This window comes from Mesorhizobium sp. M0437 (assembly GCF_040321335.1).
Lineage (GTDB): Bacteria > Pseudomonadota > Alphaproteobacteria > Rhizobiales > Rhizobiaceae > Mesorhizobium.
In genome coordinates this window covers 100,609-113,012 of record NZ_JAMYRK010000001.1, presented here as the reverse complement: position 1 = coordinate 113,012, position 12,404 = coordinate 100,609, and the positions used below count along the sequence as shown (strand labels likewise).

Genomic DNA, 12,404 nt, shown 5'->3' with positions numbered 1-12,404 from the left:
AGCGGCCGTCAGTTCACTGCCATGAGCGTCTTTTCCGGACCATGAACACGGGATCGCGAACGGCCGATCCAGACACGCAGCAATGCCAGCAGCAGATCAAGGTCGACAGGCTTGGCGATGTAGTCGGAGGCGCCGGCGTCGAGGCACTTCTGCCGGTCGCCCTTCATTGCCTTGGCTGTGACCGAGATCAACGGGATATGGGCGATCGCCGGCATGCTGCGGATCTGCCGCATCGTCTCGTAGCCATCCATTTCCGGCATCATGATATCGATCAGTGCCGCATCGATGTCCGGGCTCTGCTCCAGAAGCGCGATACCTTCCCGGCCACGCTCCGCATGCAGCACCTGGATGTCATAGGTCTCGAGAACGCTGGTGAGTGAATAGATGTTGCGGATGTCGTCGTCGACGATGAGGACCTTTGCGCCGGCGAGGTCGAACTTGTCCGGCTGTTCGGCTGCCGCACTATTGTTGTCGTGGCCTCGCCCCGGGAGCGTCGCGGATATCAGGAGAGCCAGCTGCGCGAAATTCTCCGCCCGCGGAACGTCCGCCAATGCCGGATGCAAGGCAAGCGACTGTTGCAGCGCTTCCGGATGAGGCGCAAAGAACAGCAGCCGCGACACCGACTGTCCGAACAGGACGGCAATCTCATCCAGCATCTGGGCGTTGTCCTTGGCCGAGCGGCCAAAGCCGAGCACAACGGCATCATAGTTGGCGATGCCGATATCGTCCGCATTCGCGGCGACGCGGCCGATCGCGGTGACCGAGGTGACGCCGTCGCGGATCGCCTCGATCAGCGAAAGGCGGCGCTCGGGATCGGGATCGGCAATCAGGACGCGGCTCTGGACGCGGAGCTTTCTGGAATGAATATCCTGGAAGACCTTCATCAGTTCGTCCGACGATACGGGCTTGGTTGAAATGCTGGATGCACCCTTGCGGGCAAGCACCTCGATGTCTTCGGCGCCCGAGATGACATGAACGGGAATGTCCTTGGTTTTCGGGTCATGGCGAAGCAGATCGAACAGCACCCAGCCGTCGATATCCGACAGTCCGAGATCGAGCGTAATCGCGTCGGGAACCAGCTTGCGTGCCAAAGCCAGCGTGCCGGAGCCCGCGGTCGACAGGACGCCTTTCAGCCCGGCCGAACGTGCAAGGCCGAGCAGCAAACCGCCGAAGGTCGGGTCGTCCTCCACGATCAGCACGACCCGATCTTCCGACGAGATCGTGTCGCGGTCATCGAGCAATTCGGAGGACGGCGGGCTCGGCTGCGCCGTCGTCGCGGCCACCTCCATCGCCGGCAGCAACGCCGCTTGCGGGGCCAAGGCCATCCGGGGTCCGTCGAATGGAATGACCAGAGTGAACGTCGAACCCTTGCCCGGCGTGCTCTCGACCCTCAATTCGCCGCCAAGCAGCCGGGCAATCTCCCGGCTGATCGAAAGCCCAAGCCCAGTGCCGCCATATTTGCGGCTTGTGGTGCCGTCGGCCTGCTGGAAGGCTTCGAAGATCAGCTTCTGCTTGTCCTGCGGAATACCGATGCCGGTATCGCTGACGACGATCGCGAGCGCCTCCATGGGTTGCGCCGAACCGTTGTGACGGCCCGCCTTTTCGGCCCGGAAATTCAAGCGGACCTCGCCTTGCGAGGTGAACTTGAACGCGTTCGACAAAAGGTTGAGCACGATTTGCTGCAATCGCTTCTCGTCGGTGCGGACGGTCTCCGGAAGCTCGGGATCGACGTTGATGGTGAAGCCAAGTCCCTTGTCGGTCGCCAGTTGCCGGAAGGTTCGCTCCATGTGCTGGCGAAGATGCACCACCGGCATGTCGTTGATGTCGATCGAGACGGTGCCCGATTCGATCTTCGACAGGTCGAGGATGTCGTTGATCAGGCTCAAAAGGTCGGTGCCGGCCGAATTGATGGTGCGCGCGAACTCGACCTGCTTGTCGTTGAGATTGCCCTGCTGGTTGGTTGCGAGCAGGTTTGAAAGGATGAGCAGCGAGTTCAGCGGCGTGCGCAGTTCGTGGCTCATATTGGCGAGGAATTCCGACTTGTATTTCGAGGTAAGCGCCAGCTGCTCGGCCTTCTCCTCCAGCGCCCGCCGCGCCATCTCGATTTCCAGGTTCTTGTTCTCCACCTGCTTCTTTTCGTTCTCGAGCAGCTGCGCCTTTTCCTGCAGCTCCTCGTTGGTGGCGTGCAGCTCCTCCTGCTTCTTGGTCAGTTCGGTCTGACGCGCCTGCAATTCCGAGGTCAGCAGCTGCGACTGCTTGAGCAGGCCTTCGGTACGCATGGTGGCGGCGATGGTGTTGAGAACGATGCCGACGGATTCCATCAGCTGGTTGAGGAAGGACTGGTGCGTGTCGCGGAATTCGCTGAACGAGGCGAGTTCGATGACGGCCTTCACCTCGTCCTCGAACAGAGCCGGAAGAATGATCACGTTCGCCGGCGCGGCATTGCCAAGGCCGGAGGTAACGCGCAGGAAATTCGGCGGCACATTGTCCAGCATGATGGCGCGCTTGTCGGCGGCACTCTGCCCGACAAGCCCTTCACGCAGATCGAGGCGTTGCTTGATTTCCGCCTTGCTTTCGGCGCCATAGGAGGCGGCGAGCTCCAGATAGAATTCATCCTCGTCGCGGTTGGTCACATAGAACACGCCATATTGCGCATTCACCAGCGGGGCGAGTTCGGACATGATGAGGCGCGAGACCGTGGCCAGGTCACGCTCGCCCTGCAGCATGCGCGAGAAGCGGGCGAGATTGGTCTTCAGCCAGTCCTGCTCGGCATTCTTCAGCGTCTGGTCCTTCAGATTGCGGATCATCTCGTTGATGTTGTCTTTCAGCGCCGCCACCTCGCCGGAGGCCTGGACGCTGATCGAGCGGGTCAGATCGCCCTTGGTCACCGCCGTCGACACCTCGGCGATGGCGCGCACCTGGGTGGTCAGGTTGGCCGCGAGCTGATTGACGTTGTCGGTCAGGTCGCGCCAAAGGCCGGCAGCGCCGGGCACCCGGGCCTGGCCGCCGAGCTTGCCTTCGATGCCCACTTCGCGGGCGACGTTGGTCACCTGGTCGGCGAAGGTCGCCAGCGTCTCGATCATGCCGTTGATGGTGTCGGCGAGCGAGGCGATCTCGCCCTTGGCATCGACCGTCAGCTTGCGCTTGAGATTGCCTTGCGCGACCGCGGTCACGACATCGGCGATGCCGCGCACCTGGTTGGTCAGGTTCGTCGCCATCAGATTGACGTTGTCGGTCAGGTCCTTCCAGGTGCCGGCGACGCCCTCGACCCGCGCCTGGCCGCCGAGCTTGCCCTCGGTGCCGACCTCGCGGGCGACACGCGTCACTTCGCCGGCAAAGGAGTTCAGCTGGTCGACCATGGTGTTGATCGTCGATTTCAGCTCCAGGATCTCGCCCTTGACGTCGACGGTGATCTTCTTCGACAGGTCGCCGCGCGCCACAGCGGTGGTCACCTCGGCGATGTTGCGGACCTGGCCGGTCAGGTTCTCGGCCATCGAATTCACATTGTCGGTCAGATCCTTCCAGGTGCCGGCAACGCCGCGCACCTGCGCCTGGCCGCCGAGCTTGCCTTCGGTGCCGACCTCGCGCGCCACGCGCGTCACCTCCGAGGCAAAGGAATTCAGCTGGTCGACCATCGTATTGATGGTGTCCTTCAGCTCGAGGATCTCGCCGCGCACATCGACGGTGATCTTCTTCGACAGGTCGCCCAGCGCCACTGCCGTCGTCACCTCGGCGATGTTGCGCACCTGGCCGGTCAGATTGGCGGCCATCGCATTGACGTTGTCGGTCAGGTCTTTCCAGGTACCGGCAACGCCGCGCACCTGCGCCTGGCCGCCGAGCTTGCCGTCCGAACCGACTTCGCGCGCCACGCGCGTCACCTCGGAGGCGAAGGAATTCAGCTGGTCGACCATCGTATTGATGACGTCCTTGATCTGCAGGATCTCGCCCAATGCATCGACGGTGATCTTCTGGGTCAGGTCGCCGGTCGCAATCGCGGTTGCTACCTTGGAGACGTCGCGTAATTGCACGGTCAGATTGCCGGCCATGGCATTGACGTTGTCGGTCAAATCTTTCCAGGTGCCGCCGACGCCCTCGACATGCGCCTGACCGCCGAGCTTGCCCTCCGACCCCACTTCGCGCGCCACACGCGTCACTTCCGAGGCGAAGGAATTGAGCTGATCGACCATCGTGTTGACGGTGTCCTTGAGCTCGAGGATTTCGCCCTTGACGTCGACGGTGATCTTCTTCGACAGGTCGCCGCGGGCAACGGCGGTCGTCACCTCGGCGATGTTGCGGACCTGGCCGGTCAGGTTGGCGGCCATCAGGTTGACGTTATCGGTCAGGTCCTTCCAGGTGCCGCCGACGCCCTTCACCTCGGCCTGGCCGCCGAGCTTGCCTTCGGTTCCGACCTCGCGCGCCACACGCGTCACTTCCGAGGCGAAGGAATTGAGCTGGTCGACCATCGTGTTGATGGTGTCCTTGAGCTCGAGGATTTCGCCCTGCACGGCGACGGTGATCTTCTTCGACAAGTCGCCCGAAGCGACCGCAGTCGTCACCTCGGCGATGTTGCGGACCTGGCCGGTCAGGTTCTCGGCCATCGAATTGACGTTGTCGGTCAAGTCCTTCCAGGTGCCGGCGACGCCGCGCACCTGAGCCTGGCCGCCGAGCTTGCCCTCGGTGCCGACCTCGCGGGCGACACGCGTCACTTCGCCGGCAAATGAGTTCAGCTGGTCGACCATGGTGTTGATCGTCGATTTCAGCTCCAGGATCTCGCCCTTGACGTCGACCGTGATTTTCTTCGACAGGTCGCCAAGCGCCACGGCCGTGGTCACCTCGGCGATATTGCGCACCTGGCCTGTCAGATTTTCGGCCATCAGGTTCACGTTGTCGGTCAGGTCCTTCCAGGTGCCGCCGACACCTTCGACGCGCGCCTGACCGCCGAGCTTGCCTTCTGTACCGACTTCGCGCGCGACGCGCGTCACTTCCGAGGCGAAGGAATTGAGCTGGTCGACCATCGTGTTGATGGTGTTCTTGAGTTCGAGGATTTCGCCTTTCACGTCGACGGTAATCTTCTTCGACAGGTCGCCGGAAGCGACGGCGGTCGTCACCTCGGCGATGTTGCGCACCTGCCCGGTCAGGTTCGTCGCCATGGCGTTGACGTTGTCGGTCAGGTCCTTCCAGGTTCCGGCCACACCTTTCACGCGAGCCTGGCCGCCCAGCTTGCCTTCGGTGCCGACCTCGCGCGCCACGCGCGTCACTTCCGAGGCGAAGGAGGCCAGTTGCCCGACCATGGTGTTGACGATCTTGCCGATGCGCAGAAACTCGCCGCGCAGCTGCCGGCCGTCGATTTCGACCATCATCGTCTGCGACAGGTCACCCTTGGCCACCGCGCCGATGACGCGCGCCACTTCGGCCGTCGGCTGAACCATGTCCTCGATCAGATCGTTGACGGAACGGACGCTCGATTCCCAACTGCCGGTGGCGTTGCGGACACGGCCGCGTTCGCCGATCCGGCCATCCTTGCCGACGACCTTGCTGAGGCGTTCGAACTCGCGCGTGACCTGATCGTTGAGTTCTACGATTTCGTTGAAGGTGTCGGCGATCTCGGAATCAAGGCCGGCGTAGACATTGTCGATACGAACGGAGAAATCACCGCTCCGAAAAGCCTTCAGCGCGTTCAGTATTTGACGACGGTCCAATTGCCTTGTGGATGCAAGCACGCTCACAGCGCCCCTCCCAGCTCACGGATTTCTTGAATGTCCTGGTGAAACTGTCCCCTGCGGCCGACACAACTCCCCGCAAGCGCAAGAACGCGGCATGCTCGATTTGGTTCCAGACGAAATTGCCGCTATGCGGCAGGAATTTCGCAGCCGCATTCACGAAACGACGAGCAACAAAGATCCATAATGATTGTATCGATCAATATTTCTGCCCAACGGAACATCTCGAAAAAACTCTCGTTGGTATAGATCGCGATCCAGCGATGCAACTCGATGGAGACACTAAGATGATGAAAATTCTCTCTGCATCCCTACTTGCTATCGGCCTGGCCACATCTGCCATGGCACAATCCATGGGCTCCGGGACCGGTAGCGCCGATGGCAATACCGGCGTCAACACAGGCACTTCCGGCGGCAACACCGGGACCGGCAGCGCAACTACCCCGAACACGATCGATCCGAACGCAACGAACGCCACCACGCCGCAGACAAACGGTATGGAGGACCGCTGTAAGGATACGGCGAGCAGCGATACCGACAACAATACCCCCAGCGGCGCCATGACGTCGGATATGCAGAACTGCAACAAGTAACGGAGTTTTGCGCAGCGGTCATTTCAGCCCGCGGCCTGGTCCAGACCGGTGCTCGCGGTTCAAACCACAGCCAGAAATATGCACAGACCGGGCACGGGCTCATTACTTCTGAATGGATCGGCGAGCCCAAGCCGGGCGGCCGATTAACTAGTCTCAGCTAGGTTCTGCGATAGGCGGCGGCCAGCCCGGCGGGCGGGGCGGCCGTTCTGCTGATTTTCGCGGAGAGAACTGGTGGAGCCAATCGGAATCGAACCGACGACCTCTTGAATGCCATTCAAGCGCTCTCCCAACTGAGCTATGGCCCCACTCCGGCAGTTCACCGGCGCCGTTTCCGGCGAAGAGATCCGGCGCGGGTTCTAGACCGCGCCGTTAGTGAAGGCGGCTTCTAACCCCGCCTTCAGTCAATATCAAGCCTTCAAGAACCGCTTTTTCTAAGCAGCGCCGCGAAAGCCGGCGAATGCGGTTCGCTCAGACTTCGTCGTCGTCTTCGCCGACGCCGATCATGTCGGCAACGTCGTCGTCTTCTTCCTCCTCGTCGGCGAGGAACGTGTCATCCTCGTCATCGCCAAGGTCAACGTCGTCTTCGTCATCGCCGAGATCGGGAAGCTCGTCGGCCTTCGCGTCCTCGTCCGCCTCTTCGAGCGAGACGACCTCGACGCCCTCTTCCTCCTCGGCGTCCACTTCCTTCTCGGCAACTTCCTCTTCCTCCTCGAGGGCGGCGATCTTGCCTTCTTCGAAATAGGAGCGCGGATAGCTCTTGCCCGTGTAAGGCGAGACGATCGGGTCCTTGTTCAAGTCATAGAATTTTCGACCTGTCTCCGGGTCGATGCGTTTGGTGCCAAGTTCGGGTTTTGCCACAGCAAGCCTCGTCGATGAAAGTTTGGTCCCCTTAACCAGAGTTTACGGCGCTGTCAAAGCGAAAAGCCGGCGTCCCAAAAAGCTTGAATTCGAAGGCCTTCATACCAAGGGGATGACCATTTCGGCACGCCATGATAGGAGACCCCGCAAACCAGCAGAAAATGGCCGGCCGCCGGCGTTTCCAGGAAAGAACCATGTCGCACACTGCCGCCCCGAAGCAGGCCACCGCCCGCAAATCATCTGGCCTTTCAGGCGCGGCACGGGTGCCGGGCGACAAGTCGATCTCGCACCGCTCGTTCATGTTCGGTGGCCTGGCCTCCGGCGAAACCCGCATCACCGGGCTGCTGGAAGGCGAGGATGTGATGCGTACGGGCGTTGCCATGAAGGCCATGGGCGCCCATATCGAGAAGCATGGCGCTGAGTGGGTGATCCGCGGTACCGGCAACGGCGCGCTGCTGCAGCCGGAAGGCCCGCTCGATTTCGGCAATGCCGGCACCGGCTCACGCCTCACCATGGGCCTGGTCGGCACCTATGACATGGAAACCACCTTCATCGGCGACGCCTCGCTGTCCGGCCGGCCGATGGGCCGGGTGCTCGAGCCGCTCCGCCAGATGGGCGTGCAGGTGCTGAAGGCGACGCCCGGCGACCGCATGCCGATCACGCTGCACGGGCCCAAGCACGCCGCTCCGATCACCTACCGCGTGCCGATGGCATCGGCACAGGTCAAGTCGGCGGTGCTGCTGGCTGGGCTGAACACGCCGGGCATCACCACCGTCATCGAGCCGGTTATGACGCGCGACCATACCGAAAAAATGCTCAAGGGGTTCGGCGCCAATTTGTCGGTCGAGACCGACGAGCGCGGCGTGCGCCACATTTTCATCGAAGGCCAGGGCAAGCTCATGGGGCAGACGATCGCGGTGCCTGGCGACCCCTCCTCGGCCGGCTTTCCGCTGGTGGCGGCGCTGATCGTGCCGGGTTCGGACATTACAATCGAAAACGTGCTGATGAACCCGACCCGCACTGGACTTCTGTTGACGCTGCAGGAAATGGGCGGCCGGATCGATATAATCGAGCCGCGCAACGAAGGCGGCGAGGATGTTGCCGATCTGCGCGTGCGTTACTCCGAGCTGAAAGGCGTCACCGTGCCGCCCGAACGGGCGCCGACCATGATCGACGAGTATCCGGTGCTTGCCGTGGCGGCCAGCTTCGCCGAGGGCGAGACGCTGATGCTCGGGCTGGAAGAACTTCGGGTGAAGGAATCCGACCGTCTGTCGGCAGTGGCCGAAGGGCTGAAGCTCAACGGCGTGGACTGCAGCGAAGGCGAGGCCTCGCTTGTCGTGCGCGGAAAACCCGGCGGCAAGGGCCTCGGCCAGCATCCCAACGGACAGGGCACCATCGTCCAGACCCATCTCGACCACCGCATCGCCATGAGTTTTCTGGTTATGGGGCTGGCGACGGAAAAGCCCGTGACCATCGACGACCAGGCGATGATCGCGACCAGCTTTCCGGAATTCATGGGTCTGATGAAAGGGCTTGGGGCGGAGATCGAGTAGCTTGATAGCAATCAATAGCCTTGGGGGTTGGGGCCAAACTGGAACATCGGCGGGACAGCGCCCCCCTCTGTCCTGCCGGACATCTCCCCCACAAGGAGGGAGATTGGCAGCTTCGGCGCTCCGCTCAATCCTGCGACGTAGACAATTGGCGAAAGCCGTGATGGCCGCCGATCTCCCCCCAAGTGGGGGAGATGTCCGGCAGGACAGAGGAGGGCGCGAAGGATCGCAACGCCTATCTGGATCATTGCGCTTTTCGATTCCGGTGGGCGGCCAATGACCTCAACTTTCACCATAGCCATCGACGGCCCTGCCGGTGCCGGAAAGGGCACCCTCGCCCGACGGCTCGCCGACCATTACCGGTTGAACCTGCTCGATACCGGCCTTACCTATCGCGCGGTGGCGCATGCGCTGCTCCGGCTCGGCCTGCCGCTCGACAATGTTTCGGCCGCTGAAACCGCGGCCCGGCAGGTCGATCCGGCAAAGCTCGACCGCGCAGTGCTTTCGGCACACGCCGTTGGCGAGGCGGCTTCGAAAGTGGCAGTGATCCCGTCGGTGCGGCGCATCCTGGTCGAGAAACAGCGTGACTTCGCAAGAACACCGCCTGGCGCGGTGCTCGACGGCCGCGACATCGGCACCGTCGTCTGTCCCGATGCCGACGTAAAACTCTATGTCACGGCCAGTGCCGAGGTGCGGGCAAAGCGGCGGCTGGATGAAATCGAGAGCATCGGCGGCACTGCCAATTTCGACGAAATCCTTGCCGATATCGTGCGCCGCGACGAGCGCGACATGGGCCGCATGGACTCGCCCTTGAAGCCGGCGGCCGATGCGCACTTGCTCGACACGTCGGAAATGGCTATAGAGGCCGCGTTTCTGGCAGCTCAGGCGATCATCGACAACGTCCTGGCCAAGAGAAACGAAGCCTGAGCCGGGTTTCCTGCCGCCGCCGATTGCCGGCGACAACAAGAATTCCCATATCGGGTATGAACCAGCCTGCCAGCATTCTTCATGCGCCGGAATTGCCGCTCAAGGGCGGCCAAGGGCTTTTTGCCCGGTACGCCGGCAGGCCAACGCAACGCTAACCCACGGCGCCCGCCCCGCGACAGATTGCGGGGCATTCCAGGAGAAACTATGTCAGTTGCAAACCCCACTCGCGATGATTTCGCGAGCCTGCTCGAAGAATCATTTTCCGCCGGCCATTCCGGCGAAGGCCAGGTCGTCAAGGGCATCATCACTGCCATTGAAAAGGACATGGCCATCATCGACGTTGGCCTCAAGGTCGAAGGCCGCGTGCCGCTGAAGGAATTCGGCGTCAAGGGCAAGGACACGACCCTCAAGGTCGGCGACACGGTCGAGGTCTATGTCGAGCGTATCGAGAACGCGCTTGGCGAAGCCATGCTGTCGCGCGAAAAGGCCCGCCGCGAAGAGAGCTGGGTCCGTCTCGAAGAGAAGTTCACCAAGGGCGAACGCGTCGAAGGCGTCATCTTCAACCAGGTCAAGGGCGGCTTCACCGTCGACCTCGACGGTGCCGTGGCCTTCCTGCCGCGCAGCCAGGTCGATATCCGCCCGATCCGCGACGTCTCGCCGCTGATGCACAACCCGCAGCCCTTCGAGATCCTCAAGATGGATCGCCGCCGCGGCAACATCGTGGTGTCGCGCCGCACCGTGCTCGAGGAGAGCCGCGCCGAACAGCGTTCGGAAATCGTGCAGAATCTCGAAGAAGGCCAGGTGGTCGAAGGCGTCGTCAAGAACATCACCGACTATGGTGCGTTCGTCGACCTCGGCGGCATCGACGGCCTGCTGCACGTCACCGACATGGCATGGCGCCGCGTCAATCATCCGACCGAAATCCTCAATATCGGCCAGACGGTCAAGGTGCAGATCATCCGCATCAACCAGGAAACCCACCGCATCTCGCTCGGCATGAAGCAGCTCGAGAGCGATCCGTGGTCCGAGATCGGCACCAAGTTCCCGATCGGCAAGAAGATCAAGGGTACCGTCACCAACATCACCGACTACGGCGCGTTCGTCGAGCTGGAGCCGGGCATCGAAGGCCTCATCCACGTTTCGGAAATGTCGTGGACCAAGAAGAACGTGCATCCCGGCAAGATCCTGTCGACGACGCAGGAAGTCGACGTGGTGGTGCTCGAAGTCGATCCGGCCAAGCGCCGCATCTCGCTTGGCCTCAAGCAGACTCTGGAAAACCCGTGGGAGGCCTTCGCGCGCAGCCATCCGGTCGGAAGCCAGGTGGAGGGCGAGGTCAAGAACAAGACCGAGTTCGGCCTGTTCATCGGCCTCGAAGGCGACGTCGACGGCATGGTCCACCTTTCCGACCTCGACTGGACCCGTCCGGGCGAGCAGGTGATCGAGGAGTACAATCGCGGTGACATGGTCAAGGCGCAGGTGCTCGACGTCGACATAGACAAGGAGCGCATCTCGCTCGGCATCAAGCAGCTGGCCAAGGACACGGTCGGCGAAGCAGCGACGTCAGGCGAACTGCGCAAGAACGCAGTCGTCACCTGCGAGGTTATCGGCGTGAAGGATGGCGGTCTGGAAGTGCGGCTGGTCGACAGCGGCATCGAGACCTTCATCAAGCGCTCCGACCTCAGCCGTGACCGCGACGAGCAGCGCCCCGAGCGCTTCACCGTCGGCCAGAAAGTCGACGCCCGCGTCATCGCCTTCGACAAGAAGACCCGCAAGCTGCAGGTCTCGATCAAGGCGCTGGAAATCGCCGAAGAGAAGGAAGCGGTCGCTCAGTACGGCTCAACCGATTCCGGCGCTTCGCTGGGCGATATTTTGGGTGCCGCGCTGAAGAAGCAGGGCAGCTAAGCCAACACCGCGCCTCGCGCGGGTTATAAAACGAAACAAAAAGCCCCGCCGGAACGATCCGGCGGGGCTTTTGCTTGTGACCCTTTGCTTGCGAACGGACCGCAGGCTCAGGCCCGGCCGTAGAGTGGCACCAGCGTGCCGCTGATCGCCATGTTGGCCGGCGAGGCAAGGTAGGCAATGGCCTCGGCCGCCGCTTCAAGGCTGACCCATCTGCTGAAATCTGCGTTCGGCATGTCAGCCCGGTTGGCCGGCGTGTCGAGCGTCGAAGGCGCCACGGCGTTGACCAGGATGCCGTTGCCCTTCAGCTCTTCGGCTATCGCCACGGTCATCGCGGCGACTGCCGCCTTGGCGGCGGCGTAGGCCACCTTGCCGGAGCCGCGCCGCGGATCGAGCCCGGCTCGCGCGGTGACATTGACGATGCGACCCGGCACGGAAGATTCCAGCATCGAGCGTATCGCCGCGCGGCAGCACAGAAAGGTAGTGCGGGCGTTGGTGTCCATCATCTCGGCGAAGGAGGCGGGCTCGATCTTCTCGACCGGCGCCGCGGTGAAGCCGCCGGCCAGATGCACCGATGCCCTTAGATCTGGAACGCTGGCATAGAAGGCGTCGACCTTGGCAGGATCGGCAAGGTCGACATTGTGCGCCAGCCTGACGCGGTCATGCGCCGGAAAGGGAAAATGCGCAGGCGCGGCAGCGTGGGCATTGGGCACATGGCAGATCGCGCCCTGCTCCAGCAGTTTTCCTACGACCGCGCCGCCAAGGGCACCGGTGCCGCCGGTCACCACGATATGTCTGCCGTCCAGTGTTTCCGTCATATTCGACCGCTCCGTCATTGCGCGCCGCCGATGCGGAAG

At 62.5% G+C, this 12,404-nt stretch carries 7 protein-coding genes and 1 tRNA gene; 4 read left to right on the top strand and 4 right to left on the bottom strand.

Going from position 1 to position 12,404, the window contains the following annotated elements:
* Nucleotides 1–8: 8 nt before the first annotated feature.
* Entirely contained in the window at nucleotides 9–5,720 is a 5,712-nt protein-coding gene (locus NKI72_RS00490) for a HAMP domain-containing protein (protein WP_352501159.1), read from the bottom strand.
* A 44-nt stretch (nucleotides 5,721–5,764) separates the two neighbouring features.
* Here NKI72_RS00490 and NKI72_RS00485 point away from each other — a divergent pair, with 44 nt between their 5' ends.
* Entirely contained in the window at nucleotides 5,765–6,313 is a 549-nt protein-coding gene (locus NKI72_RS00485; protein WP_352767277.1) for a hypothetical protein, read from the top strand.
* Nucleotides 6,314–6,542: 229 nt separating this feature from the next.
* On the opposite strand, the gene NKI72_RS00480 is transcribed toward NKI72_RS00485, so the two are convergent.
* A tRNA-Ala gene (locus NKI72_RS00480) sits at nucleotides 6,543–6,618 on the bottom strand.
* Nucleotides 6,619–6,781: 163 nt separating this feature from the next.
* Complete coding sequence (locus tag NKI72_RS00475) at nucleotides 6,782–7,171, bottom strand: TIGR02300 family protein (protein ID WP_023676282.1); 390 nt, start codon at nucleotides 7,169–7,171, stop codon at nucleotides 6,782–6,784.
* 194 nt (nucleotides 7,172–7,365) lie between these two features.
* Between NKI72_RS00475 and aroA the strand changes: the two genes are divergently transcribed.
* The 3 genes from aroA to rpsA all read left to right on the top strand — a co-directional run bounded on the left by aroA (nucleotide 7,366) and on the right by rpsA (nucleotide 11,550).
* Complete coding sequence (gene aroA, locus NKI72_RS00470) at nucleotides 7,366–8,724, top strand: 3-phosphoshikimate 1-carboxyvinyltransferase (protein WP_352849770.1); 1,359 nt, start codon at nucleotides 7,366–7,368, stop codon at nucleotides 8,722–8,724.
* Nucleotides 8,725–8,997: 273 nt separating this feature from the next.
* The gene (gene cmk / locus NKI72_RS00465; RefSeq protein ID WP_352849769.1) at nucleotides 8,998–9,648 is read left to right on the top strand and encodes a (d)CMP kinase; all 651 of its coding nucleotides are present in this window, start codon (nucleotides 8,998–9,000) and stop codon (nucleotides 9,646–9,648) included.
* A 204-nt stretch (nucleotides 9,649–9,852) separates the two neighbouring features.
* Entirely contained in the window at nucleotides 9,853–11,550 is a 1,698-nt protein-coding gene (rpsA, locus tag NKI72_RS00460; RefSeq protein WP_023676278.1) for a 30S ribosomal protein S1, read from the top strand.
* A 107-nt stretch (nucleotides 11,551–11,657) separates the two neighbouring features.
* Here rpsA and NKI72_RS00455 read toward each other — a convergent pair whose 3' ends face one another.
* Nucleotides 11,658–12,365 (bottom strand): SDR family NAD(P)-dependent oxidoreductase, encoded by a 708-nt coding sequence (locus tag NKI72_RS00455; protein WP_352849768.1) that lies wholly within the window; start codon nucleotides 12,363–12,365, stop codon nucleotides 11,658–11,660.
* Nucleotides 12,366–12,404: the final 39 nt, after the last annotated feature.